Source organism: Sphingomonas melonis (assembly GCF_013409985.1).
Taxonomy (GTDB): domain Bacteria; phylum Pseudomonadota; class Alphaproteobacteria; order Sphingomonadales; family Sphingomonadaceae; genus Sphingomonas; species Sphingomonas melonis_A.
In genome coordinates this window covers 508,032-531,633 of the sequence record NZ_JACCBY010000003.1, presented here as the reverse complement: position 1 = coordinate 531,633, position 23,602 = coordinate 508,032, and the positions used below count along the sequence as shown (strand labels likewise).

Genomic DNA, 23,602 nt, shown 5'->3' with positions numbered 1-23,602 from the left:
GCGCGGATCAGGCGAGCGCCTTCTTGAGCAGTTCGTTGACCACCGCGGGATTGGCCTTGCCGCCCATCGCCTTCATCGTCTGGCCGACGAAGAAGCCGAACAAGGTCTCCTTGCCGCCGCGATATTGCGCGAGCTGGTTGGGGTTCTTGGCGATTACCTCGGCGATCACCGCCTCGATCGCGCCGGTGTCGCTGGTCTGCTTGAGGCCGCGATCCTCGACGATCTTCGACGGCGCGTCCCCTGTCTCCAGCATCACCTCGAACACCTGCTTGGCGAGACTGCCCGACAACGTGCCGTCGGCGACCAGCGCGAGCAGCTCGGCGGCCTGCGTCGGCGACACCGGCGAGTTGCTGATATCGCGCCCGGTGCGGTTGAGCGCACCGAACAGCTCCGACGTCGTCCAGTTCGCCGCCGCGACCGGCTTGGCGCCGGCATCGAGCAACGCATCGAACCAGCGCGCCGCCTCCACCTCGGCGGTCAGCACGTCCGCCTGATAGGCCGAGATACCGAGCGATTCGTACCGCTTGCGCTTGGCGTCGGGCAGTTCGGGCAGGCTCGCGCGGCACTCGGCGAGGAACGCCTCCTCCAGTTCGAGCGGCAGCAGGTCGGGATCGGGGAAATAGCGGTAATCGTGCGCGTCTTCCTTCGAGCGCATCGAGCGGGTGGTGCCGCTCTCGACGTTGAACAGCCGCGTCTCCTGGACGATGCGGCCGCCGTCCTCGATCACCTCGACCTGGCGCTTCGCCTCATATTCGATCGCCGCCATGACGAAGCGCACCGAATTGACGTTCTTGGTCTCGGTGCGCGTGCCGAGCTCGCCGCCGGGCTTGCGCACGGAGACGTTGACGTCGGCGCGCATCGAGCCCTCTTCCATATTGCCGTCGCACGAGCCGACATAGCGCAGGATCGCGCGCAGCTTGCGCAGATACGCCCCCGCCTCGGCCGGCGAGCGCATATCGGGCCGGCTGACGATCTCCATCAGCGCGACGCCCGAACGGTTGAGGTCGACATAGGAGCGCGTCGGATGCTGGTCGTGCATCAGCTTGCCGGCGTCCTGCTCGACATGGATCCGCTCGACCCCGATCGTCTTGGTCGCGTCGGGATTCTTGTCGTCGGGGCTGATCTCGATCGCGCCCTCGCCGACCAGCGGATGATAGAGCTGGCTGATCTGATAGCCCTGCGGCAGATCGGCGTAGAAATAGTTCTTGCGATCGAACCGCGACCAGCGGTTGATCTGCGCGTCGATCGCCATGCCGGTGCGCACCGCCTGGCGGATACACTCCATGTTCGGCACCGGCAGCATGCCGGGCATCGCCGCATCGACGAGGCTGACCTGCGTATTCGGCTCCGCCCCGAACGCAGTCGCCGCGCCCGAGAACAATTTGGCGTTGGAGGTGACCTGCGCATGGACCTCGAGGCCGATCACGACCTCCCACTCGCCGGTGGCGCCCTGGATGCGGTAGCTGGTCTCGGTCATGGATGCGTCTCTGGGGTGATGAGGGTAAGGTCTGGAAAATAGGTCGCGAGCCGACGGTCGCGGGTCATCAGCGTGGCACCGAGCACCTGCGCGTGGCCGGCGATCAGGAAGTCGGCGAGGATTGCCTGTCGCGTCCCGCCGCGACGCCGGTACACAGCGAACGCCAGACCCGCTGCTATTGCTGCGTCGGCGGTCAACGGCAGGATCTCGATATTGAGCGCCTCCAGATCGTCGATCAGGAACTCCAGCCTGGCTGTACCAGCGGCGACCTCCGACAGGATGACATGGTTGCAAGCCAAAGCAGCGACTTGACCGACAACATTGTAATTGCGGCGAGACCAGCTTTCGTCCGCACCATCGACGCTGTTCAGCAGGTCAATGATGATGTTGGTGTCGAGCAGAATCACGGTAGCGGTTCATCGCCGCGTAATTCCCGCATGATCTCATCGGTCGGCCGCGTGAAATGCGGTCGCTGCCGAATACGCGCGAACACTGCCTCGATCCGGGCCGCGCGTTCCTCGGGCGTTTCGTCCGGCCAGCGCTTGCCCGGAACGACCACCGCCTCGCCGCGATCGTTGATCCCGACATCCACCGGTCGCCCCGGCACCAGCCCGATCGCGTCGCGCACGTCCTTGGGGATCAGCACCTGCCCCTTGCTCGTCATATTCGTCGTCGTGCGCTTGTCGAGTAAAGTCGCCATCACTCGCCTCCGGTGTTACCAAGGTAACACCTCACGCCACGATCGTCTACTACCACGCCTGCGGCCACTAGGTCCTCATTTACCATGTCGGCTGTATGCGGGAGCGACATGACACCGGCGTCGTGACCACCGTACCGTCGCCCCCTGCCCCACAATTTTTCCTTTGGGCGACTCCCGGACCTTACCAGACGATCGATCTCTCGTCGCTTGGCGGGCCGATCATCGTTCCGACGACGCAGCTTGTCGGTGAGACCCTCAAAAATCCGGAGACCATCAAAAATGCTTTCGACGATCTCCGCAAGCTGCATCACCTACCACCACGCCTGCGGCCGCGCGGTGAAGCCCGCGCGCTGTTCGATCGCCAGCCCGGCGTTCAGCACGCCCTGCTCGTCGAGCGGCTTGCCGATGATCTGCAACCCCAGCGGCAAGCCCTGTTTGTCGAGCCCGCCCGGCACGCTCATCGCCGGCAGCCCCGCGAGGCTCGACGGCACGGTGAACACGTCGTTGAGATACATGGCGATCGGATCGGCCGATTTCTCGCCGAGCGCGAACGCCGCCGACGGCGCGGTCGGGGTCAGCAGCACGTCGCACGTCTCCCACGCCCGCTCGAAATCGCGCGCGATCAGCGTCCGCACCTTCTGCGCCTGCGTATAATAAGCGTCGTAGAAGCCCGCCGACAGCACATAGGTGCCGATCATGATGCGGCGCTTCACCTCCGGCCCGAAACCGGCGGCGCGCGTCGCGGCATACATGTCCTGCAACCCCGCCCCCTCGGGCAGTTCGCGCAGGCCGTAGCGCACGCCGTCATAGCGCGCGAGGTTGGACGATGCCTCCGCCGGCGCGATGATGTAATAGGCCGGCAGCGCATACTTCGTATGCGGCAGCGAGACCTCGACGATCTCCGCACCGGCGTCGCGCAGCCAGTCGATCCCCGCCTGCCACAGCGCCTCGATCTCCTCGGGCATGCCGTCGACGCGATATTCCCTTGGGATGCCGACGCGCTTGCCGGCGAGATTGCCCGACAGCCCCTCTTCCCAGCGCGGCACGTCGAGCTGGAGCGAGGTCGCGTCCTTGGCGTCGAACCCGGCCATCGCCTCGAGCAGGATCGCGCAGTCGCGCACGTCGCGCGCCATCGGCCCCGCCTGGTCGAGGCTCGAGGCGAAGGCGATCGTCCCCCAGCGCGAGCAGCGGCCATAGGTCGGCTTGATGCCGCTGATCCCGGTGAACGCCGCCGGCTGGCGGATCGAGCCGCCGGTGTCGGTGCCGGTCGCGCCCGGGCACAGCCCCGCCGCCACCGCCGACGAACTGCCGCCCGACGAGCCGCCCGGCGCCAGCGGCGCGTCGCTGCCCGGCCGCCGCCACGGCGAGATCACGTTGCCGAACGCGCTGGTCTCGTTCGACGAGCCCATCGCGAACTGGTCCATGTTGAGCTTGCCGAGCATCCCCGCGCCGGCATCCCACAATTTCTGCGAGACGGTCGATTCGTAGGTCGGCACGAAGCCGTCGAGGATATGGCTCGCCGCGGTGGTCGCGACGCCGTTCGTGCAGAACAGGTCCTTCATCCCGATCGGCACGCCGGCGAGCGGCTTCAGCGTCTCGCCCGCCGCACGCGCGGCATCGGCGGCGCGCGCCGCGGCGAGCGCATGATCGGGCGTCTCGACGAGGAAGGCGTTCAAGGGCTTGGCCTTGGCCACCTTCACCACGAAGGCATCGGCGACCTCGACCGCGGAGAAGGCGCCGCTGCGCACCCCGTCACGCAGGGCGGCGACGCCCAGTTCGGTCAGCTCGGTCATTATTCGATCACCTTGGGAACGGTAAAGAAGCCATGCTCCGCCTGTGGGGCATTGGCCATCAGCGCGTCGCGGATGCCGCCGCCGGTCAGCGGATCGGCGTTGATCACGTCCTCGCGCAGGCGCAGCTGGTTGGGGATGACCGCGGTCATCGGCTCGACGCCGGCGGTATCCACCCCTTCCAGTTGCTCGATCCAGCCGAGGATGTTGCTGAGTTCGGGGGCGAGGCGGCTGGCGTCCTCGTCGGTGATCGCGATGCGCGCGAGCGCGGCGACCTTCTTCACGGTGGCGGTGTCTACGGACATGGCCCTGCGCCTATCAGAGGCGGCTCGGCGGATGCAACCTCCGCTTGCGTCGCCGCGCGCAACCGTATGTTGCCAGTTCGCCGGGGCTCGTCCATCAGACGCCCTCCCTGCCCTGCCCGGACACCCACGCTTGGCCCGCAAATTCCTCTACGTCTTCGCGTTCCTGATCGCGCTCGTCATCGCCGGCGCCTTCGCCTACCGCCTGTACGGCGTCGAGATCCTGCGCATGGCGCTGGTCCCGTCGGAGGCGTTCCGGGCGCAGCCGCGCGTCGATCCCAAGCGCTACGCCGATCGCGGCATGTGGATCGCGCGCCCCGACATCCCGGCCAATCCCGCGCTGTGGACCCCCGCCGGCTACACGCCCGCGGCCAGCCCCAAAGCCGCGGTCTTCTTCATCCACCCGACCTCGTACATCGGCCGCGACCATTGGAACGCGACGCTCGACGATGCCGAGACCAATGCGCGCGCCGCGATCTTCCTGCGCGGCCAGGCGAGCGCGTTCAACGCCGCCGGCGAGATCTGGTCGCCGCGCTACCGCCAGGCGACGTTCGGCGCCTTCCTGACCAGCGTCGCCGACGCCAATCGCGCGCTCGACCTCGCCTACGGCGACGTCGCCGCCGCCTTCGCCACCTTCGTACAGCAGGTCGATCGCAAGCGGCCGATCATCCTCGCCGGCCACAGCCAGGGCGCGCTGCACCTCACCCGCCTGCTGCGCGAGCAGGTCGCCGGCAAGCCGATCGCCAGGCGCATCGTCGCCGCCTATGTCGTCGGCTGGCCGGTGTCGAAGACCACCGATCTCGCCGCGCTCGGCCTGCCCGCCTGCACCCGCCCCGATCAGGCGCGCTGCCTGCTGTCGTGGGAGAGTTTCGCCGAGCCCGCCGACCCGCAGCAGATCACCGACATCTACGACCAGACGCAGGGGTTCGACGGCCGCCCGCGCCGCGACACGCCGCTCGTCTGCACCAACCCGCTGACCGGCACCGCCGACGCCGCCGCCCCCGCCACCGCCAACCAGGGCACGCTCTACCCCTCGGCGGACCTCAGCAGCGCGACGATCGCGCCCGGCAATGTCCCCGCGCGCTGCGGCCCGCGCGGCTTCCTGCTGATCGGCGAGCCGCCCGAGGTCGGCAGCTATGTGCTGCCCGGCAACAATTACCACGTCTACGACTACAGCCTGTTCTGGGCCAACGTCCGCGCCGACGCGCTGCGCCGGCTCGCCGCCTTCGGAGCATCGCGATGATCACGCCCGACCGCGCCGTCTTTCGCGAGGCGCTGCCGGCGGGCGGGCGGCTGCTCGGGCTCGACCTCGGCAGCAAGACGATCGGCACCGCGCTGTGCGACGCCGGCTGGAGCTTCGCCAGCCCCGCCGAACTGATCCGCCGCAGCAAGTTCACCAAGGACAAGGCGGCGCTGGTCGCGCTCGCCACCGCGCAGCAGGTCAAGGGGCTGGTGCTCGGCCTGCCGCTCAACCTCGACGGCAGCGAGAGCCCGCGCAGCCAGTCGACGCGCGCCTTCGCGCGCAATTGCGACGACCTCGGCCTGCCGATCCTGCTGTGGGACGAACGCTGGTCGACGGTGGCGGTGGAACGCACGATGATCGAACAGGACATGAGCCGCGCCAAGCGCGCCGAGCGGATCGACAACCTCGCCGCGGCGCACATCCTGCAAGCGGCGATCGATGCGCTGGTGATGGTTTAGGAAGCATTTGCTGTAAGCTACGGCTACTGGAGGGCGTACTTTCGTAAGCGGCAGTCACTGAGTGGTCGACGAGCAGCGAGTGCGTTTGACTGCAGCAAATCAAATGCTGAGAGAACGCTGGTTGACTTATGACGGGTAGATGACTCTAGCGCCCGCATAGCCGATACAAGGATGTGGTATGGCACAGACCTCTTCCATCGAGTGGACGGACGTCACTTGGAACCCTGTTGCAGGTTGCTCCATTGCGACAGCCGGTTGTACCAATTGCTATGCGATGCGTATGGCGGCTCGTCTGGAGGCGATGGGCACAACCAAGTATGAAGGGCTAACCCGCAAGAGCGGCGATCGATATGTTTGGACGGGCCGGATAACTTGCGATGAGAAAGCGCTAAGCGCTCCTTTAGCATGGAAAAAACCGCGGCAGGTTTTTGTCAACTCAATGTCAGACCTCTTCCACCCGGACGTCCCAGAAGATTTTATCGTACGTGTTTGGAGGGTGATGCAACGTACACCGCAGCACACCTACCAAATTCTCACAAAGCGTCCCGAGCGAATGAGGAACCTGCTTTCTCAGCGGGCTTTTGATCGGCTTCCCAACGTTTGGCTCGGCACCAGTGTGGAAGACGGTCAGGTCTTGGGAAGAATTGACCAGCTTCGCGCCACCCCTGCCTATGTTCGTTTTATCTCTTTCGAGCCGCTGATCGGATCAGTCGCCGGTGCCGACTTGACCGATATTCATTGGGCTATCGTAGGGGGTGAGTCCGGGCCTCGTTCGCGCCCTATGCCGGAGAGTTGGGTTCTGGAAATCAAGGCGATGTGCGGACGATCCGACACGGCCTTCTTTTTCAAACAGTGGGGCGGCCGGAACAAGAAGGCCGCTGGCCGGCTTCTTAATGGTCGGACATTCGACGAAATGCCGCAGAATGCTTTTTGATTACCGCCGAGGCCAAGCTCTTTATCAAAGACTGCGCCGCGGGGCTTTTATTGTTACTCATACAATATAGTTGGAAGTAGTCATCGGCACTCCTGACCTTCAAACTCAACGGCTCAGAAACATAAGAGAATAGCTTATCTCTTAAACGCTGCCGATAAAAATCGCCCACTCTCTCGCGGGTTACAGATCGCAATGCCACTCGATCGTCAGCAAAGCTCAGCAAATCAAGCTGTTTGTTAGGTGAAAACGCATAGAACTGATCCTCCCAATCATCCCCACCAAAAAACTCATCCAACTTGGCGCGTTTTCCTGGATCTAGGCGCTTGTGATCATGGGGCATCTGCTGACAAATCCCCTTCAAATTCACGAGATACCAAACGTCCGCACGTTCGGTTTCCGCTAGCATGCGAAGCGTCGCCCAAGTGACGCTAATCCCGTATGGGTCTAGAAATACGAGGGCGCGCTGCTTCCGTCCCTCAGAACGAGATGTCCAAGGCGGATTACCAAAGATGCGAGGCAATACCGTGTTGGCATTTCCCAGCATTGGCTCCACGTCACGATCGGGGAACTGGGCCTGAAGATCCAGCAGGGCTTGGTAATGCTCCTTTCTGCGCTCGATCAACCGAAGATGAACAAATGGAGGATTGACTGCCAATGCCCGCCGGGCACTACCGGCCAGCGTCAACTCAACAGTGTCAATTGGTGCGCCGTCCAGAATGCCGCCGATTGAGCGGGCCTCGGTACGTGACCCCGTGCCTGCGAACGCGTCAACATACCAGAGTTCAAAATTCTGGTGCTTGAGCGCAGTCGTATAAGCCCGGGCATACCCGTCGATTGCATCGAGTTTGACCTCAGTCCAAGGTCCGCCGAATCGGTGCTCTGTCATTCGGATTTATTCATCTCCCGTGGTCAAGCTACATTCAGGACAACCCCGTTGCTAGCGGCATCTTGCGGTTAGCTTGTGTGCTAATTTGGATCACAGATGCTCATGCTCCCACTACCGCACGGATCAGCTCCGAAGATGTGCCGCTCAATGCGAGGCTTTCCGACTTCACGTGAGGATTGATTGAGCGAAGGTCTTTTCAGAATTGAGTGCGAGAGTTGATCAAGGCGCTGATGCGCCGCCGTCGCCCTAGACCCCGCCCCTCCGCTACACCTTGTCCCGCTCTTTCGCATCGTGACCCGGATCATCACCAAATCCGAAGCGATCAGGCCGGATCGTTTCCGTTCAAGTGTCCACCTCGCCCCAACCCCGCCGCAATTCCCGACACCCCGCGCCCCTCCCCGCTTGCCCCCACCCGCCCTGCGCGCTAACCGGCGCGCTTGATGAACCGTTCGGACCACCGCCCCGCTGCCCTGATCCAGGGTGGCGCCGTCTTCCCGCACCGGCACCTCACCGGCATCGACGGGCTCCAGCCGCATGAGATCGCCTTTCTGCTCGACGAGGCGGAAAGCTGGGTCGCGGCGAACCGCAGCCATGCCGCACCCGACAAGCGGCTCGCCGGCCTCACCCAGATCAACGCCTTCTTCGAGAACAGCACGCGCACGCTGCTGAGCCTCGAGATCGCCGGCAAGCGCCTCGGCGCCGACGTGGTCAACATGCACGCGGCGCAATCGAGCGTGAAGAAGGGCGAGACGCTGATCGACACCGCACAGACGCTCAACGCGATGCGCGCCGACGTCATCGTCATCCGCCATATGGCGAGCGGCGCGGTGCGGCTGATCGCCGACAAGGTCGATTGCCCGGTGCTCAACGCCGGCGACGGCCGCCACGAACATCCCACGCAGGCGCTGCTCGACGCGCTCACCATCCGCCGCCGCAAGGGGTCGATCGCCGGCCAGCGCGTGGTGATCTGCGGCGACGTGCTGCACAGCCGCGTCGCGCGGTCGAACATCCTCGCGCTCACCGCGCTCGCCGCCGAGGTGCGCGTCTGCGCGCCGTCGACGCTGATGCCCGCCGGGATCGAACGGATGGGGGTGACGCCGTTCACCGATTTCGACGCAGCCTTGGTCGGCGCCGACGTGGTGATGATGCTGCGCGTCCAGAACGAGCGGATGGCGGGCGGCTATATCCCGTCGAGCCGCGAATACCGGCTGCGCTACGGGCTGACGCCGGAGCGGCTGGCGAAATTGCCCGATGCGCTGGTGATGCATCCGGGGCCGATGAACCGGGGGGTGGAGATCGATTCGGTGGTGGCGGACGGGCCGCAATCGGCGATCACCGAACAGGTGGAGATGGGCGTGGCGGTACGGATGGCGTGTCTCGACGTGCTGACCCGGCGCGCGCGCGGCGTGGAGGGTTGGGCATGAGCGTGATCGCCTTCCTCGATGCGCGGCTCGCCTGCCCGGTCGCCGGCGTCGCGCCGGGCGGGCTGCTGGTCCGCGACGGCGTGATCGTCGCGCGCGGCCCGTTCGAACTGCCCGCCGACGCGGTGACGGTCGACTGCGGCGGGCGGGTGCTGGCGCCGGGGATCGTCGACCTCGGCGTGTTCAAGGTCGATCGCGACGCCTGCCGCGCCGGCGGCATCGTCCGCGTCGCGCTGATGCCCGACGGCAATCCGGTGCTCGACGATCCCGGCGTCGTCCAGCGCGCCGCGCTGATCGGCAAGCCCGACCTGTGGATCCACCCGATCGCCGCGGCGACGCAGGGCCTCGCCGGCACCGACATGGCGGAGATGGCGATCTGCGCCTCGGCCGGCGCGCGCGCGGTGGGCACCGGGCGCGGCTGGATCGCCGACAGCGGCGTGATGCTGCGCGTCCTGTCCTATGCCCGCGACCTCGATATCGCGGTGGTGGCGCATGGCGAGGACGGCGCGCTGACCGCGGGCGCGGTGGCGACCGACGGCGAGACGGCGACGCGGCACGGCCTGCCCGCCGCGCCGGCGGTGGCCGAGGCGCTGGCGGTGGCGCGCGACCTGATGCTCGCCGAGGAGAGCGGCGCGCGGCTCCACATCCGCCAGGCGACGACCGCGGCGGCGTTCGACCTGATCCGTGCGGCCAAGCGCCGCGGGGTGCGCGTCACCTGCGGCATCACGCCGGCGCATCTCCATCTGTCGGACATCGCGATGAGCGACTTTCGCACCTACGCCCATCTCTCGCCGCCGCTGCGCAGCGAAAGCGACCGGCAGGCGGCGCGCGCGGCGGTGGCGGACGGGACGATCGACGTGCTGTCCTCGGGCCACGATCCGCACGGGCCGGAGGCGAAGCGCTTGCCCTTCGTCGATTCGGCGGCGGGGATGGCGGGGGCGGAGACGCTGCTGCCCCTGGGGCTGCTGCTGGTGCGCGACGGGGTGCTGCCGCTCGAACGGCTGCTGGCCATGCTCGCGGTCAATCCGGCGAAGGTGCTCGGGCTCGACACGGGGACACTGGAGGTCGGCAAGCCCGCCGACCTGATGCTGTTCGATCCCGACACGCCCTGGCAGGTCGACGGCGAGGCCTTCGCCTCGGCGGGCAACACGCCGTTCGACGGGCTGCCGGTGCAGGGCCGCGTGCAGCGCCTGTGGAAGGCCGGCCGCGAGATCTGAACGCCTCCCCGGTCGCGGGGCGGCGGAGACGATCACCGCGATGCGATCTGCACCGGCGGTCCAAACCATGGCGCGACGCGTCCACCTGCCCCGCGCCGGACAAAACACGCACCGCCTTGTGCACGATACCGCCCGCACAACCGCTCCGCCCCCTCGCGGCGGAACCCGCCGACCGACACTCGGTAGAGCGATCCCTGCCCCGCGGCGACCACCGCGCCGGTCGGGCATTGCCCGCTCAATGCGGCGAAGCGGCGCGTCGCATCGGCCCATCCGGTCCTGGCGACGGCGGCATTGTGGTACGCGCCGATCTGCACGAACCAGTCGCCGGCCGCGGCGTCGCGAACCGGCGCGGCCGGCTCGACCCGCCGTACCGCCGCGACAGGGCTCGTCACCGGGAGCGCCGCCAGCCGCACCGGCATCCGCGGCAGTGCCTGCGCCACCTCCTTCGGCGGCGCGAACACGATCCGGGCGGCCGCCGGGGCGGGTGTCGCCGCCGCGGTCCGAACGACGCCCTCCGGCACCGGCAGCACCGGGACGGCGGCGTTGAGCGCGAGCGCCACCGGTCGGCCGCCATCGGCGACCGCCGTCACGCCGAGCAGGCTCGCCACCTGGTCGGACGCCGCGCGCGGCTGCGCGAAGGCCGCCCATTGTTCGAGCCGCGCGTCCACATCGGCCGGCGACATGTCCGCCGCCGCGGCGACGCGCGCCATGGTCCACTGGCCGGCGAGCGCATAGCTCAACGCGAGATTCTGCCGCACCTTGGCGTCGGCACCCGGCATCCGCGCCGCCGCGGCGAGCGTCGCGATCGCCGCCGCCGGATTGCCGGCGAGCGCGGTGGCCAGCCCGAGATCGCCGACCGGCAGGATCGCCGCGTGGCGCGCCAGCGTCGCCTGCGCCGCCGACCAGTCGCCGGTCGCGATCTGCGCGAGCGCGAGGCTCAGCGCTGCCTTGCCGTTGCCGGGCGAAAGATCGAGCACCTCGGCAAAGGTGTCGCGCGCCGAGACGAAGCGCCCGGCGCGCTGATAGGCCTGGCCGAGCAACAGTCGATAGCCGGCATCGCGCGGCGCCAGCGCCACCGCGCCCTCGGCAAGACGGACCGCCGCCGCCGCGTCCCGCCGGGCGAGCGCGCGCGCGGCGCCCTGCGCCTGACGGGCCGCGGCCCTGGCATCGAGCCGATCGCTGCGCGCGCTCGCCGACGCGATACGCCCGCCGCCGGCGGCACAGCCGACCACCGAACCGCCGAGCACCAGCGCCGAAAGGGCGACGGTGAGGATCAAGCGCGGCCGCATTCCGTACGCCTTCGTCATCGCACCCGCGCTCATCCACCGATCCCGCGACGCCCGAAACCGCCCGTCGCGGTCCGCGCCCCGAAGCCGCCGTTCACCGTCGGCACGCTGAAGACCGTGCGCCGGAAGTTCGTCTCGAGCCGGCCATAGACATAGGTCCACAGATGGGCGATCTCGGCCGCCGACAGGCCATCGGGATCGACCTCCACCACGGTATGGCCGTCGATCATCGACGCGGCATAATCGGCGCGATGGTGGATGGTGATCGGCGCGACGCTGCCATGCTGCGCCAGCACCACGGCCGCATCGGCGTTGATCGGCGCGTCGGGCTCCGCGGCGTTGATCACGAACGTCAGCGGCTTGCCGGCGCGCTGGCACATGTCGACGGTGGCCGCGACCACGCGGAGGTCGTGCGGGGACGGCCGCGTCGGCACGACGACCAGTTTGGCGACGTTGATGACGTTCTGGATCGCCATGATGGTCGGCGGCGGCGTGTCGATCATCGCCAGCTTGAACCCTTGCTGGCGCAGCATCTCCAGATCGGCGGGCAGCCGCGCCACCGTCGTCTGGGCAAATGCGGGATACTCGACGGTGCGGTCGTTCCACCATGCGAACAGCCCGCCCTGCGGATCGAGGTCGATCAGCACGACCGGGCCATGCCCGGCGCGCTGGGCCTGCACCGCAAGGTGCCCGGACAAGGTCGTCTTGCCCGAACCACCCTTTTGCGATGCCATCGCGAGTACGCGCATAGGGCCCCTTCGATCTCTGTCGCTCAACCTGTCAGCAGACCTGACACGACAGGGCTAACAACCCCTTAAGACAGGCTTTTGCGCGATGGCGCTTTGCCTGCGGGCACGCTCGGGGCATGAAGCGGCGATACGGGAACGAAGGTGACAAGCATGCGGAACACCGGTTGGATCGCGGGCGCGATCCTGGCCTGCCTGGCCAGCGGCGCACCGGCGGTGGCGCAGGATGTGAAAGCGGGCGTCGACGCCTGGGGCCGCGGCGACTTCGCCGGTGCGGTGAGCCAGTGGCGCGGGCCGGCGGTCGCCGGCGACGCCGACGCGCAGTTCAATCTCGGCCAGGCGTATAAGCTCGGTCGGGGCGTCGCGCCGGATTCGGCGCTGGCGGAAAGCTGGTTCCGCAAGGCGGCGCTGCAGGGGCACCCGCAGGCGGAGGACAATTACGGCTTCGCGCTGTTCCAGGCGGGCCGCAAGGCCGAAGCCGCGCCCTGGCTGGAGAAGACCGTCAGGCGCGGTGAGCCGCGCGGCCAGCTGGTGCTCGGCACGATGCTGTTCAACGGCGACGGCGTACCGCGCGATTACCCCCGCGCCTATGCGCTGATGACGCTGGCATCGCGAGCCGGCCTGAAGTCGGCGTCGGAGACCCTGGCGCAGATGGACCAATATATCACCCCGGCCGATCGCGAACGCGGCACGGCGCTCGCCCAGCGTTACGCGTCCGATCTGCGTACCGGGCCGATGGCGGGGGATCGCAACGGCATGATGACGGCAGAGACGCGGACCCAACGCCCGGCCGCCGCGCCGGCCCCCGCGCCCTCCCGCCCCAAGCCCGCGCCCGCGCAACTGTCCCCGGACCGGCCGGTCGCCGATCGTATCGTACCGCATGCGACGCGACCGGCTCCGGTTCGACCGAAGCCCGTCGCTACCGCCTCGGGTGGCGCGTGGAAGATCCAGCTCGGTGCATTCAGCACGCAGGCGAACGCGCAGACGCAATGGTCGCGGGTGCGTGGCAAACTGGGGAATGCGCAGCCGGTCTATGCCAAAGCGGGCAGCGTGATCCGTCTGCAAGCGAGCGGCTTCGCATCGAAGGCCGCGGCGCAGCAGGCCTGCGCGGCCTCCGGCGTCCCCTGTGTCGTGGTCGGTCCGTAGAGCGACACGATCCGATCACGGCTAAGCCCCGGCGCCGATAGTCCACTCGGGACGCCGATCGCGGGCGTCACCGCCATGCGCGCCTTATTCCACGACCCACGCCGCTCGCGGATACCCCTGTGCATAGAGCAACGTTGAGAGGTCGCCATGATCGATCCGCGCGCCGGCTGCCGCGGCGACGATCGGCTTGGCGTGATAGGCCACGCCCAGCCCCGCCCGCTGGATCATCGCGAGATCGTTGGCGCCGTCGCCGACCGCCAGCGACAGGGCCGGATCGATCCCGCGCGCCGCGATCCAGTCGAGCAGCGTCTCCTGCTTGGTTGCCGACCCGACGATCGGCTTGGCGACCTTGCCGGTGAGCTTTCCGTCCTCAATCAGCAGCACGTTGGCGATCGCGCGATCGAAGCCGATCTCGGCGGCGACCGGCTCGGCGAAGCGCGTGAAGCCGCCCGACACCAGCACCGCCGCGGCGCCATGCGCGCGCATCGTGCGCACGAGCGCCTTCGCGCCCGACATGATCCGCACCCGCTCGGCAAGGCATTGCGCGATCACGCCCTCGTCAAGCCCGGCAAGCAGCGCCACACGCGCATCGAGCGCGCCCTCGAAGTCGAGCTCGCCGCGCATCGCCGCCTCGGTGACCGCCGCCACCTCGGCCTTGATCCCCGCATAATCGGCGAGTTCGTCGATACATTCGACGGTGATCATCGTCGAATCCATGTCGGCGACGATCAACGCCTTGCGCCGCGTCGCGGTCGGCTGGACGATCACATCGGTGCGTTCGAACGTCCCCTCCAGCGCGGTGCGCGCAGCCGCCGGATCGGCAGCGAAGGCGATGTCCGCCGCGACACCAGGCTCCAGCCAGGCCGTAGCCTCCGGCGCACACCCCGCCGCCGCCAGCCGATCGGTCGCGACCGACAGGTCGCCTGGTCCGAGCGTTTCGCCTATGAGCGTCGCGGTGAACATGCCTGTCTCCAACCCAAAACCAAGGGTCGCGCTCATCGCAGGGCCGACCGCCAGCGGCAAGTCCGCCGCCGCGATCCAGCTGGCGCAGCTGTTCGACGGCGTCGTCATCAACGCCGATGCCAGCCAGGTCTATGCCGACCTCCGCATCCTCACCGCGCGTCCCAGCGCCGAGGAGGCGGGACGCGTGCCGCACCGCCTGTTCGGCCATATCGATGCCGCCGATGCCGGCTATTCCGCCGCCCGCTGGGCTGCCGAAGCCCGTGCCGAGATCGCAATCGCGCACGGGACGGGCAAGCTGCCGATCCTCGTCGGCGGCACCGGCCTGTATCTGCGCACGCTGATCGACGGCATCGCGCCGGTGCCGGACATCGACCCGGCCATCCGCGCCGAGGTCCGCGCGCTTCCGGTCGCCGACGCGCATCGGCTGCTCACCGCCGAGGATGCGGACGCCGCCGCCCGCCTTGCTCCCGCCGATACGACACGCGTCGCGCGCGCGCTGGAGGTCGTGCGCTCGACCGGTCGGCCGCTGGCGGCGTGGCAGCGCGAGCGCTTCGGCGGGATCGCGGACGCGGTCGATCTTGCGGCGGCGGTCCTGCTCCCGGAGCGCGACACGCTGTTCGAGCGGATCGACCGGCGCTGCGTCGCGATGCTGGGCGACGGCGCGATCGACGAGGTCGCGGCGCTCGTCGCGCGGACGGATGTGCCGGCTGATGCACCGATCCGGCGCGCCATCGGCGTGCCACCGATCGCGGCCTTGCTGGCCGGCGCGCTGGATCAGGACGCGGCACTGGCACAGATCCAGCTCGACACGCGGCGCTACGCCAAGCGGCAATACACCTGGTTCCGTAATCAACCGCCGAGCCGCTGGCTTCGCGAGACAGAATCAAACGAAATAATTGCAGCTTTAGCAAGTTTATTGCGCGCAGAGGGTTGACCCGCCTGTGACCGGCGGCTAACCGCACCGCAGCATTTCCCGTACAGCAATGTTGGAGACATACCGTGGGCGAAAAGAGCGGAGCAGACATCCTGGTCGAGGCGCTGTGCGATCTCGGCGTGGAGGTCGTGTTCGGCTACCCCGGTGGGGCGGTCTTGCCGATCTATGACGCCATGTTCCGGTCCGGGCGATTGAAGCATATTCTCGTCCGCCACGAACAGGCGGCGACGCACGCGGCGGAGGGCTATGCGCGCTCGACCGGCAAGCCCGGCGTCGTGCTCGTCACCTCGGGACCGGGCGCGACCAATGCGGTCACCGGCATCACCGATGCGCTGCTCGATTCGATCCCGATGGTCGTCATCACCGGACAGGTGCCGACCGCGCTAATCGGCACCGACGCCTTTCAGGAAGCGGACACGGTCGGCATCACGCGCCACTGCTCCAAGCACAATTACCTCGTGAAGGATCCGGCGACGCTCGGCGCGACGATCCACGAGGCGTTCCATATCGCCACCTCGGGCCGTCCCGGTCCGGTCGTGGTCGACATACCCAAGGACGTCCAGGTCGCGACGGCGCGCTACAGCAAGCCCGGCCCGATCCAGCACAAGACCTATCGCCCGCAGGTGAAGGCGCCGCAGACGCAGATCGAGCAGGTCGTCGACATGCTCGCCGCGGCAGAACGGCCGATCCTCTACACCGGCGGCGGGATCATCAACTCGGGTCCGGCGGCGTCGCAATTGCTGCGCGAGCTGGCGCGGGTTACCGGAGCGCCGGTGACCTCGACGCTGATGGGCCTCGGCTGCTTCCCCGCCTCGTCCGACCAGTTCCTCGGCATGCTCGGCATGCACGGGACCTATGAGGCGAACATGGCGATGAACCAGGCCGATCTCGTCGTCGCGATCGGCAGCCGGTTCGACGACCGCGTCACCGGCCGGCTCGACGCGTTCAGCCCGAACAGCCGCAAGGTGCATATCGATATCGACCGGTCGAGCGTGAACAAGAACGTCCGCGTCGATCTCGCGATCATCGCCGACGCCGGCCACGCGATGGAGGACATGGTCCGCATCTGGAAGTCGCGCCAGCATCCCAAGCCCGACACCCGCGAATGGTGGAACCGCATCGCCGGCTGGCGCGCGGTCAAGAGCCTCAGCTTCCCCGAGGCGGGCGAGGCGATCATGCCGCAACGGGCCGTCCGCGCCTTGTGGGAGGCGACGCATCATCGCGATCCGATCATCACCACCGAGGTCGGCCAGCACCAGATGTGGGCCGCGCAGCATTTCGGCTTCGAGAAGCCCAACAAATGGCTGACCAGCGGCGGCCTCGGCACGATGGGCTATGGCCTGCCCGCGGCGATCGGCGCGCAGCTCGGCAATCCCAACGCGCTGGTGATCGATATCGCCGGCGAGGCGTCGATCCAGATGAACATCCAGGAACTCGCCACCGCCTCGCAATACCGGCTGCCGGTCAAGATCTTCATCCTCAACAACGAATATATGGGGATGGTGCGCCAGTGGCAGGAGCTGACCTATGAAAGCCGCTATGCCGAAAGCTATTCGGACTCGCTGCCCGATTTCGTCAGGCTCGGCGAAGCCTATGGCTGGAAGGGTATCCGCATCGACGGCATGGGCGAGCTCGACGACGGTATCCAGGCGATGCTCGACCATGACGGGCCGGTGATCGTCGACTGCCGCGTCGCCAAGCTGGCGAACTGCTTCCCGATGATCCCGTCGGGCGCGGCGCATACCGACATGATCCTGCAGGCCAACGAGGTCTCCGGCACGATGGACGACGAGGCCAAGGCGCTGGTCTGAACCCTTAAGCTCCTCCCCGGCACGGGGAGGGATGTGTGGGGCGCCCTGTGCCCCGCACAGGGCTGAATTTGCCGGGGGCAAATTCACCCACACATCATGCGGAGCATGGTGGAGGGGGAGTGCGGCAAGCGAAGGCGCTGGTGGAGGGCCCCCTCCACCACTCGCTACGCGAGCGGTCCCCCTCCCCGTTCCGGGGAGGAATTGCATTGCACATCAAGACCGAAGCTGCCGAACGCCATACGCTGGCGGTGATCGTCGACAACGAGCCGGGCATCCTCGCCCGGATCGCCGGCCTGTTCACCGCGCGCGGTTATAATATCGAGAGCCTGACCGTCAGCGAGATCACCGCCGACAAGCAGGTCAGCCGCATCACCATCGTCACCAGCGCCTCGCCGGCGACGATGGAGCAGATCATCGCCCAGCTCGACCGGCTGGTGCCGGTCCACAAGGTCACCGACCTGACCGCGCAGGGCGCCCACGTCGAGCGCGAACTGGCGCTGGTCAAGGTCGCCGGCACCGGCGATCACCGCATCGAGGCGCTGCGCCTCGCCGACGTCTATCGCGCCCGCGTGGTGGACGCGACGACGACCAGCTTCGTCTTCGAGGTGACCGGCTCGATCGAGAAGATCGACAAGTTCGTCGAGCTGATGGGCGAGGTCGGCCTGATCGAGGTCGCCCGCACCGGCATCGTCGCCATCGCGCGCGGCCGCGACGCGGCGTAACACGCGCACGATTTTCTTCGTCATCCCCGCAGAGGCGGGGATCCATAATCACCGACCGCAGCGGGTATCGATCCCCGCCTCCGCGGGGATGACAAAAAGGGACTTAGTATCATGAAGGTCTATTACGATCGCGACGCCGATCTGAACCTGATCACCGACAAGAAGATCGCCATCGTCGGTTACGGCAGCCAGGGTCACGCCCATGCGCAGAACCTGCGCGACAGCGGCGTCAAGGACATCGCAATCGCGCTGCGCGAGGGCTCGGCGACCGCCAAGAAGGCGATCGACGCCGGCTTCGCGGTCAAGTCGAACAAGGAAGCGGCGCAATGGGCCGACATCGTCATGATCCTCGCCCCCGACGAGCATCAGGCGGCGATCTGGGACGCGGACCTCAAGGGCAATATGAAGCCCGGCGCGGCGCTCGCCTTCGCGCACGGCCTCAACGTGCATTTCGGCCTGATCGAGCCGCCCGCGGACATCGACGTCTTCATGATCGCGCCCAAGGGCCCGGGCCACACCGTCCGCTCGGAATATGTCCGCGGCGGCGGCGTCCCCTGCCTGATCGCGATCCATCAGGACGCCAGCGGCAACGCGCATGACGTCGCGCTCGCTTATGCCAGCGGCGTCGGCGGCGGCCGCTCGGGGATCATCGAGACCAACTTCCGCGAGGAGTGCGAGACCGACCTGTTCGGCGAGCAGGCGGTGCTGTGCGGCGGCATCACCCATCTGATCCAGGCCGGCTTCGAGACGCTGACCGAGGCGGGCTATGCCCCCGAGATGGCCTATTTCGAGTGCCTCCACGAGACCAAGCTGATCGTCGACCTGCTCTATGAGGGCGGCATCGCCAACATGCGCTATTCGATCAGCAACACCGCCGAATATGGCGACATCACCACCGGTCCGCGGATCATCACCGACGAGACCAAGAAGGAGATGAAGCGCGTCCTCGCCGACATCCAGTCGGGCCGCTTCGTCAAGAACTTCGTCCTCGACAACCGCGCCGGCCAGCCCGAGCTGAAGGCGGCGCGCAAGCAGGCCGCCGCGCATCCGATCGAGAAGGTCGGCACCGAGCTGCGCGCGATGATGCCGTGGATCGGCGCCAACAAGCTGGTCGACAAGGACAAGAACTAAGCAGCCATTCCTCCCCCGCCAGGGGGAGGTGGCACGGCGAAGCCGTGACGGAGGGGGAGGAGACGGGACGTTTCGTGAACGAGGCTCCCGCCCTTCCTCTCCCTCCACCACCACGCTGTCGCGCGGCGGTCCCCCTCCCCCTGGCGGGGGAGGACCGGGATTTGGAACGATCCGTTTCGGCTTTGCCTCTTCCGCTTGTCACAAACCCATGGTTTAACCTCCGAAACACTCTTTTCGGAGCTTCTTCCATGCGTCTCCTCCTCGCCGCCGTGCTCGCAACGGCCGCCGTTCCCGCCGTCGCCCAGATCATCCCGACCGTCCCGGCGCAGCCGGGCCAGCCGACCACCAAGGTTCCCGCGGGCACCTATCAGGTCGATCCCGCCCACACCCAGGTGTCGTGGGAGGTCAACCATATGGGCTTTTCGATGCTGCAGGGCATGTTCGGCGCCTCGACCGGCTCGATCACGATCGATCCCGCCAAGCCCGCCGCCGCCAAGGTGGACGTGACCTTCCAGATCGCCGACCTCGCCGTCACCGCGGCGCCCTTCGCCAAGCACCTCCAGTCGCCGGACTTCTTCGACGCGGCCAAATATCCGACCGCGCGCTTCGTCTCGACCAGCGTCACCCCGCGCGGCGGCAACAAGGCGACGATCACCGGCAATTTGACGATCAAGGATCAGACCAAGCCGGTGACGATCGACGCGACCTTCGTCGGCGCAGGCGCCAACCCGATGAGCAAGAAGCTCAACTTCGGCTTCAACGGCACCGCGACGATCAAGCGCAGCGACTTCGGCGTCGGCGCCTATGCCCCGGTCGTGTCCGACGAGGTCAAGCTCCACATCCACGCGGCGTTCACCGCGCAGTGAGCCGCGGGCGCGTGGCCGGTCAGGCCGCGCGCCGCACCTTGGCGAACCCAGCGAACGTCGCCCGCACCGCCGGGTTGGCGTTCGCGGTCAGCGCGCTGATCCGGTCGAGCGGATCGCCGCCCTCCTCGTCGGGCGCCTTGTACGCCATTGCCCATTCGCCGAACTCGCGCGTCTCGATCGTGCGATTCGACAGCACGACCAGCGCATGGTGGTGGCCATCCGCCTGGATTCGTGCGAAGGTGGCGTCGACCGTCGCATCGTCCCCCTCCAGCGCCTGGAGGAAGCGCTTGCCGTCGAAGAACAGCAGCCCCGTCACCCGTGCCCGCGCATTGTTGCGGCGCGATTGAGCGAGGATCACCGCCGGATCGACATCCGCCTGTTTTCGCACGCTGCTGATGTAGACGAGCTGACGCATCCTAAGCCCTTCAAAACATAAGTTAATGAGGGGCCGAGCCGCCTCTCGACCGGCTAGCGGCAAGAGACTTAACAGGTCGTCAACGCCGCACCGCGCCGCCGCGACGGGTGGACAAGCCGATCCGCCTCGGCCATGAACGCGGCATAATGGACCGCACGACCCTCCTTCTGCGACTTATCCGCCCTTAGGGCGGCGGTTGCTCGTGCACGCCTCCCTAAGGGCCGGATAACGCTTCAGCGCCACCCAGCCGCGTCCGACGATCAGCGTCCGCGGCGCCAAAGACGGGACCGACACATGCTCCGCGATCCATCGACCAAATACCGCCCCTTCCCCACCATCGACCTGCCCGACCGGCAATGGCCGTCGCGCGTCATCACCCGCGCGCCGCGCTGGCTGTCGACCGACCTGCGCGACGGCAACCAGGCGCTCATCGACCCAATGGACGCCGAGAAGAAGACGCGCCTGTTCGACCTGCTCGTCAAGGTCGGCCTGAAGGAGATCGAGGTCGGCTTCCCTTCGGCGGGGGCGACCGAGTTCGACTTCATCAGCGGGCTGGTGAAGACCGGGCGCATCCCCGACGACGTGTTCGTTCAGGTGCTCACCCAGTCGCGCCGCGACCTGATCGAGACGAGCTTCGCCAGCCTCGACGGCGCGAAACAGGCGATCGTCCATCTCTACAACGCGGTGTCGCCGGCATGGCGCAAGATCGTGTTCGGCATGACCCGCGACGAGGTGAAGCGGATCGCGATCGAGGGCGTCAAGGTGCTGCGCGACGAGGCGGCCAAGCGCCCCGACACCGACTGGCGCTTCGAATACAGCCCCGAGACCTTCTCGACCGCCGAACTCGATTTCTCGCTCGAAGTGTGCGCGGCGGTGATGGACGTGCTCCAGCCGACCGCCGACAAGCCGATCATCTTCAACCTGCCCGCGACGGTCGAATGCGCGACGCCCAACGTCTATGCCGACCAGATCGAATGGTTCGGCCGCAACATCCCGAACCGTGACGCGGTGGTGATCTCGCTCCACACCCACAACGACCGCGGCACCGGTGTCGCGGCGGCGGAACTGGGGCTGATGGCGGGCGCCGACCGCGTCGAGGGCTGCCTGCTCGGCAACGGCGAGCGCACCGGCAATTGCGACCTCGTGACCGTCGCGCTCAACATGTACACGCAGGGCGTGTCGCCCGATCTCGACCTGTCGGACATCGACGGCATCGTCAACACGATCAACTATTGCACCAACATCCCGGTGCATCCCCGCACGCCCTATGCCGGCGATCTGGTGTTCACCGCTTTCTCCGGCAGCCACCAGGACGCGATCAAGAAGGGTTTCGCGGCGCAGGCGGCGCGTAACGACGACGTGTGGGAAGTCCCCTATCTGCCGATCGATCCCGCCGATCTCGGCCGCAGCTACGAAGCGGTGATCCGCGTCAATTCGCAAAGCGGCAAGGGCGGTGTCGCCTGGGTCATCGAGCAGGACAAGGGGCTGAAGCTGCCCAAGCGCTTGCAGGCCGATTTCAGCCGCCACGTCCAGGCGCTCGCCGACGAGACCAGCCGCGAACTCGGCGCCGCCGACATTTGGGGCCGGTTCGAGGCGACCTATCTGCCCCGCCCGAACGACCGGTTCGTGCTCCGCGACTATGAGGAGAGCGGCGGCGCCGGCGACCGGCTGTTCGTCGGCCGCGTCGCCGTCGATGGCGAGGAACGGTCGATCTCGGGCCGCGGCAACGGGTTGATCTCGGGCGTGATCGCCGCGCTCGGCGAGACCGGGCCGGCGCTCGACGTGGTCGACTACAGCGAACATGCGATCGGCTATGGCGCCGATGCGCAGGCGGCCGCCTATGTCGAGTGCCGCACGGCGGATGGTCGCACGGTGTTCGGCGTCGGCCTGGACACCGATATCGCCACGGCAAGCGTCCGCGCGGTGCTCAGCGCGGCGAACCGCGCGTGACATGCTGACGCTGATCGCCCTCGCGCTGGCAACACCGCAGGTTTGCACCGAGCAGACCAGAACCTGTCGCGCGTGTACGACCAGGCTCGGCAAGCCGGTATGCTCGACGATCGGCATCGCCTGCCAGCCGAAGCTGCGGCGCTGCACACCAACGGCGCCGGTCGCGGGTAAACCAAAGTCCGTTTCCGGCCATGAAATCGCGCGATTGCATGGCCGGGAAGGCACTTAAGGGGCCGGTGAGCCGGTCGCCGGCGCTTGCAGCCACCGGGTGAGAGACTCCGGAAGCGCCTGTCGGATTGCATCCTGCTTGGGGCCGGCCGTCGCCTCGTCGATGAACGACGGCGTATATGTCGCGCTGGGCGGGACCAGCACCGTATCGCCGGGGCTTCCGGGTGCAGCCGGCACAGTCGGCAATGGCTTCGATCCCTGTGCCTGCAGTCCGGCGATGATCTCCGCCATCCCTCCCCTGCATAGTACCGGATCGTTACGCCGGACATGCGATGTGGCCCGTTCAAGCCCGACCGCGACCGATGCCAGGCGCATCCTCGCTTCGACGGGCAAACCCGCGAGATACGTGACGATCGCGCGATTGTTCCCCAGGAGTTGGTCACGGCGATGCACCGGTGCCGTCGCATCGCCGCAGCGCACCCCATCGACGGCGATGAGGATGTAATTGTACAGGAAGACCATCGCCGCGGAGCCTTCGATCCCGCCACGGTCCGCCACCGGAAGCATCTGCGCGAGCCGCCAAAGGGCATTCATATAGCCATAGGTGACGACGAAACCGGCGCCGTCGAACAGCCGCGATTGCTCCCAATTCAGGTCGAGCGCGATATCGTCCGGGGCGGATGGAGAGTTCAGCCGCCGGACCAGCTGGAGATACTGTCCCTCCTTATACGCGCGATCGAGCTGCGCGGCGTCCGCGGGCATTGGCCGCCCTAGCGGGTTCATCTGCGGCGCGAGCCGCAACCGTAGCATCTCGGCGCTATCCTTCGGCTCCGAGACGGACTGCGCAAAGCCCGCAACCGGCCACATGGTCATCCCGAAAATACAAAGCGTTATCACCCGATGGCGGAAACATCCGAAGCGTCTGCAGAGACTGCTCATGGTGAATGCCCGCCTTGTCCGACCCGCCTCGCTATTATAGCAGCCGTAAGGCAGACCCAATCGTTTCGCTCGGCTAACGAGCGGTCCCCCGCGTAGC

General features: G+C 67.3%; 24 protein-coding genes. 13 read left to right on the top strand and 11 right to left on the bottom strand.

Annotated elements, in window-relative coordinates; all coding sequences use genetic code 11:
• Positions 1-7: 7 nt before the first annotated feature.
• The 5 genes from gatB to gatC form a co-directional block, all read right to left on the bottom strand.
• Positions 8-1,477 carry an Asp-tRNA(Asn)/Glu-tRNA(Gln) amidotransferase subunit GatB gene (gatB, locus tag HD841_RS13305; RefSeq protein WP_179509336.1) on the bottom strand — a complete coding sequence of 490 codons (1,470 nt, stop codon included), beginning with the start codon at positions 1,475-1,477 and terminating at the stop codon, positions 8-10.
• Entirely contained in the window at positions 1,474-1,884 is a 411-nt protein-coding gene (locus HD841_RS13300; RefSeq protein WP_179509335.1) for a type II toxin-antitoxin system VapC family toxin, read from the bottom strand. Before HD841_RS13300 ends, gatB begins: the two co-directional genes overlap by 4 nt.
• On the bottom strand, positions 1,881-2,177 hold the full coding sequence (locus HD841_RS13295; protein WP_257015530.1) for an AbrB/MazE/SpoVT family DNA-binding domain-containing protein: 297 nt from the start codon (positions 2,175-2,177) through the stop codon (positions 1,881-1,883). Before HD841_RS13295 ends, HD841_RS13300 begins: the two co-directional genes overlap by 4 nt.
• A gap of 311 nt (positions 2,178-2,488) precedes the next feature.
• A complete protein-coding gene (gene gatA, locus HD841_RS13290) occupies positions 2,489-3,970 on the bottom strand; it encodes an Asp-tRNA(Asn)/Glu-tRNA(Gln) amidotransferase subunit GatA (protein ID WP_179509334.1) in 1,482 nt (493 codons plus the stop codon).
• Positions 3,970-4,272 carry an Asp-tRNA(Asn)/Glu-tRNA(Gln) amidotransferase subunit GatC gene (gatC, locus tag HD841_RS13285; protein WP_179509333.1) on the bottom strand — a complete coding sequence of 101 codons (303 nt, stop codon included), beginning with the start codon at positions 4,270-4,272 and terminating at the stop codon, positions 3,970-3,972. Before gatC ends, gatA begins: the two co-directional genes overlap by 1 nt.
• Positions 4,273-4,402: 130 nt before the next feature.
• On the opposite strand from gatC, the gene HD841_RS13280 reads away from it, so the two are divergent.
• The 3 genes from HD841_RS13280 to HD841_RS13270 all read left to right on the top strand — a co-directional run bounded on the left by HD841_RS13280 (position 4,403) and on the right by HD841_RS13270 (position 6,904).
• Positions 4,403-5,512, top strand: a complete 1,110-nt coding sequence (locus HD841_RS13280; RefSeq protein WP_179509332.1) for a DUF3089 domain-containing protein — start codon at positions 4,403-4,405, stop codon at positions 5,510-5,512.
• Positions 5,509-5,970: a Holliday junction resolvase RuvX gene (gene ruvX, locus HD841_RS13275; protein ID WP_179509331.1), complete on the top strand. Its 462-nt coding sequence runs from the start codon at positions 5,509-5,511 to the stop codon at positions 5,968-5,970. The genes HD841_RS13280 and ruvX overlap by 4 nt, the downstream gene beginning before the upstream one ends.
• Positions 5,971-6,148: 178 nt before the next feature.
• Positions 6,149-6,904, top strand: a complete 756-nt coding sequence (locus tag HD841_RS13270) for a DUF5131 family protein (RefSeq protein WP_179509330.1) — start codon at positions 6,149-6,151, stop codon at positions 6,902-6,904.
• On the opposite strand, the gene tcmP is transcribed toward HD841_RS13270, so the two are convergent.
• Entirely contained in the window at positions 6,861-7,790 is a 930-nt protein-coding gene (gene tcmP / locus HD841_RS13265; RefSeq protein ID WP_179509329.1) for a three-Cys-motif partner protein TcmP, read from the bottom strand. The genes HD841_RS13270 and tcmP overlap by 44 nt on opposite strands.
• 440 nt (positions 7,791-8,230) lie before the next feature.
• On the opposite strand from tcmP, the gene HD841_RS13260 reads away from it, so the two are divergent.
• A complete protein-coding gene (locus tag HD841_RS13260; protein ID WP_179509328.1) occupies positions 8,231-9,214 on the top strand; it encodes an aspartate carbamoyltransferase catalytic subunit in 984 nt (327 codons plus the stop codon).
• Positions 9,211-10,428 (top strand): dihydroorotase, encoded by a 1,218-nt coding sequence (locus HD841_RS13255; RefSeq protein ID WP_179509327.1) that lies wholly within the window; start codon positions 9,211-9,213, stop codon positions 10,426-10,428. Before HD841_RS13260 ends, HD841_RS13255 begins: the two co-directional genes overlap by 4 nt.
• A gap of 32 nt (positions 10,429-10,460) precedes the next feature.
• Here the strand turns inward: HD841_RS13255 and HD841_RS13250 are convergent, their stop codons facing one another.
• Complete coding sequence (locus HD841_RS13250; protein WP_179509326.1) at positions 10,461-11,717, bottom strand: SPOR domain-containing protein; 1,257 nt, start codon at positions 11,715-11,717, stop codon at positions 10,461-10,463.
• Positions 11,718-11,746: 29 nt separating this feature from the next.
• Complete coding sequence (locus tag HD841_RS13245) at positions 11,747-12,463, bottom strand: ParA family protein (RefSeq protein WP_179509325.1); 717 nt, start codon at positions 12,461-12,463, stop codon at positions 11,747-11,749.
• Between the two features lie 150 nt (positions 12,464-12,613).
• Here HD841_RS13245 and HD841_RS13240 point away from each other — a divergent pair, with 150 nt between their 5' ends.
• Positions 12,614-13,606 carry an SPOR domain-containing protein gene (locus HD841_RS13240; RefSeq protein WP_179509324.1) on the top strand — a complete coding sequence of 331 codons (993 nt, stop codon included), beginning with the start codon at positions 12,614-12,616 and terminating at the stop codon, positions 13,604-13,606.
• Positions 13,607-13,690: 84 nt separating this feature from the next.
• Here HD841_RS13240 and serB read toward each other — a convergent pair whose 3' ends face one another.
• Positions 13,691-14,569: a phosphoserine phosphatase SerB gene (gene serB, locus HD841_RS13235; protein ID WP_179509323.1), complete on the bottom strand. Its 879-nt coding sequence runs from the start codon at positions 14,567-14,569 to the stop codon at positions 13,691-13,693.
• Between serB and miaA the strand changes: the two genes are divergently transcribed.
• The 5 genes from miaA to HD841_RS13210 all read left to right on the top strand — a co-directional run bounded on the left by miaA (position 14,568) and on the right by HD841_RS13210 (position 20,033).
• Positions 14,568-15,503, top strand: coding sequence for a tRNA (adenosine(37)-N6)-dimethylallyltransferase MiaA (miaA, locus tag HD841_RS13230; RefSeq protein WP_179509427.1), 936 nt, complete (start codon positions 14,568-14,570; stop codon positions 15,501-15,503). The two genes, serB and miaA, sit on opposite strands and share 2 nt — an antisense overlap.
• A gap of 65 nt (positions 15,504-15,568) precedes the next feature.
• The gene (locus tag HD841_RS13225) at positions 15,569-17,314 is read left to right on the top strand and encodes an acetolactate synthase 3 large subunit (protein WP_179509322.1); all 1,746 of its coding nucleotides are present in this window, start codon (positions 15,569-15,571) and stop codon (positions 17,312-17,314) included.
• Positions 17,315-17,520: 206 nt separating this feature from the next.
• The gene (gene ilvN / locus HD841_RS13220; protein WP_179509321.1) at positions 17,521-18,036 is read left to right on the top strand and encodes an acetolactate synthase small subunit; all 516 of its coding nucleotides are present in this window, start codon (positions 17,521-17,523) and stop codon (positions 18,034-18,036) included.
• A 111-nt stretch (positions 18,037-18,147) separates the two neighbouring features.
• Positions 18,148-19,167 carry a ketol-acid reductoisomerase gene (gene ilvC, locus HD841_RS13215; protein WP_179509320.1) on the top strand — a complete coding sequence of 340 codons (1,020 nt, stop codon included), beginning with the start codon at positions 18,148-18,150 and terminating at the stop codon, positions 19,165-19,167.
• A 248-nt stretch (positions 19,168-19,415) separates the two neighbouring features.
• Positions 19,416-20,033 carry a YceI family protein gene (locus HD841_RS13210; protein ID WP_179509319.1) on the top strand — a complete coding sequence of 206 codons (618 nt, stop codon included), beginning with the start codon at positions 19,416-19,418 and terminating at the stop codon, positions 20,031-20,033.
• Between the two features lie 19 nt (positions 20,034-20,052).
• Here HD841_RS13210 and HD841_RS13205 read toward each other — a convergent pair whose 3' ends face one another.
• Positions 20,053-20,448 carry a BLUF domain-containing protein gene (locus tag HD841_RS13205; protein WP_179509318.1) on the bottom strand — a complete coding sequence of 132 codons (396 nt, stop codon included), beginning with the start codon at positions 20,446-20,448 and terminating at the stop codon, positions 20,053-20,055.
• 294 nt (positions 20,449-20,742) lie between these two features.
• Here HD841_RS13205 and leuA point away from each other — a divergent pair, with 294 nt between their 5' ends.
• Together leuA and HD841_RS13195 are read left to right on the top strand one after the other, a co-directional pair.
• Positions 20,743-22,398 (top strand): 2-isopropylmalate synthase, encoded by a 1,656-nt coding sequence (gene leuA / locus HD841_RS13200; RefSeq protein WP_179509317.1) that lies wholly within the window; start codon positions 20,743-20,745, stop codon positions 22,396-22,398.
• Position 22,399: 1 nt separating this feature from the next.
• Entirely contained in the window at positions 22,400-22,627 is a 228-nt protein-coding gene (locus HD841_RS13195) for a hypothetical protein (protein ID WP_179509316.1), read from the top strand.
• Here the strand turns inward: HD841_RS13195 and HD841_RS13190 are convergent.
• The gene (locus HD841_RS13190) at positions 22,624-23,439 is read right to left on the bottom strand and encodes a hypothetical protein (RefSeq protein WP_179509315.1); all 816 of its coding nucleotides are present in this window, start codon (positions 23,437-23,439) and stop codon (positions 22,624-22,626) included. The two genes, HD841_RS13195 and HD841_RS13190, sit on opposite strands and share 4 nt — an antisense overlap.
• Between the last annotated feature and the right edge of the window lie 163 nt (positions 23,440-23,602).

What these genes read in the sequence shown, in the direction of transcription:
- gatB (WP_179509336.1), bottom strand. Translation starts at nt 1,477, where the DNA reads ATGACCGAGACCAGCTACCGCATCCAGGGCGCCACCGGCGAGTGGGAG.
- HD841_RS13295 (WP_257015530.1), bottom strand. Translation starts at nt 2,177, where the DNA reads ATGGCGACTTTACTCGACAAGCGCACGACGACGAATATGACGAGCAAG.
- gatA (WP_179509334.1), bottom strand. Translation starts at nt 3,970, where the DNA reads ATGACCGAGCTGACCGAACTGGGCGTCGCCGCCCTGCGTGACGGGGTG.
- gatC (WP_179509333.1), bottom strand. Translation starts at nt 4,272, where the DNA reads ATGTCCGTAGACACCGCCACCGTGAAGAAGGTCGCCGCGCTCGCGCGC.
- ruvX (WP_179509331.1), top strand. Translation starts at nt 5,509, where the DNA reads ATGATCACGCCCGACCGCGCCGTCTTTCGCGAGGCGCTGCCGGCGGGC.
- HD841_RS13270 (WP_179509330.1), top strand. Translation starts at nt 6,149, where the DNA reads ATGGCACAGACCTCTTCCATCGAGTGGACGGACGTCACTTGGAACCCT.
- tcmP (WP_179509329.1), bottom strand. Translation starts at nt 7,790, where the DNA reads ATGACAGAGCACCGATTCGGCGGACCTTGGACTGAGGTCAAACTCGAT.
- HD841_RS13260 (WP_179509328.1), top strand. Translation starts at nt 8,231, where the DNA reads ATGAACCGTTCGGACCACCGCCCCGCTGCCCTGATCCAGGGTGGCGCC.
- HD841_RS13255 (WP_179509327.1), top strand. Translation starts at nt 9,211, where the DNA reads ATGAGCGTGATCGCCTTCCTCGATGCGCGGCTCGCCTGCCCGGTCGCC.
- HD841_RS13250 (WP_179509326.1), bottom strand. Translation starts at nt 11,717, where the DNA reads ATGCGGCCGCGCTTGATCCTCACCGTCGCCCTTTCGGCGCTGGTGCTC.
- HD841_RS13245 (WP_179509325.1), bottom strand. Translation starts at nt 12,463, where the DNA reads ATGCGCGTACTCGCGATGGCATCGCAAAAGGGTGGTTCGGGCAAGACG.
- HD841_RS13240 (WP_179509324.1), top strand. Translation starts at nt 12,614, where the DNA reads ATGCGGAACACCGGTTGGATCGCGGGCGCGATCCTGGCCTGCCTGGCC.
- miaA (WP_179509427.1), top strand. Translation starts at nt 14,568, where the DNA reads ATGCCTGTCTCCAACCCAAAACCAAGGGTCGCGCTCATCGCAGGGCCG.
- serB (WP_179509323.1), bottom strand. Translation starts at nt 14,569, where the DNA reads ATGTTCACCGCGACGCTCATAGGCGAAACGCTCGGACCAGGCGACCTG.
- ilvC (WP_179509320.1), top strand. Translation starts at nt 18,148, where the DNA reads ATGAAGGTCTATTACGATCGCGACGCCGATCTGAACCTGATCACCGAC.
- HD841_RS13210 (WP_179509319.1), top strand. Translation starts at nt 19,416, where the DNA reads ATGCGTCTCCTCCTCGCCGCCGTGCTCGCAACGGCCGCCGTTCCCGCC.
- HD841_RS13205 (WP_179509318.1), bottom strand. Translation starts at nt 20,448, where the DNA reads ATGCGTCAGCTCGTCTACATCAGCAGCGTGCGAAAACAGGCGGATGTC.
- leuA (WP_179509317.1), top strand. Translation starts at nt 20,743, where the DNA reads ATGCTCCGCGATCCATCGACCAAATACCGCCCCTTCCCCACCATCGAC.
- HD841_RS13195 (WP_179509316.1), top strand. Translation starts at nt 22,400, where the DNA reads ATGCTGACGCTGATCGCCCTCGCGCTGGCAACACCGCAGGTTTGCACC.
- HD841_RS13190 (WP_179509315.1), bottom strand. Translation starts at nt 23,439, where the DNA reads ATGACCATGTGGCCGGTTGCGGGCTTTGCGCAGTCCGTCTCGGAGCCG.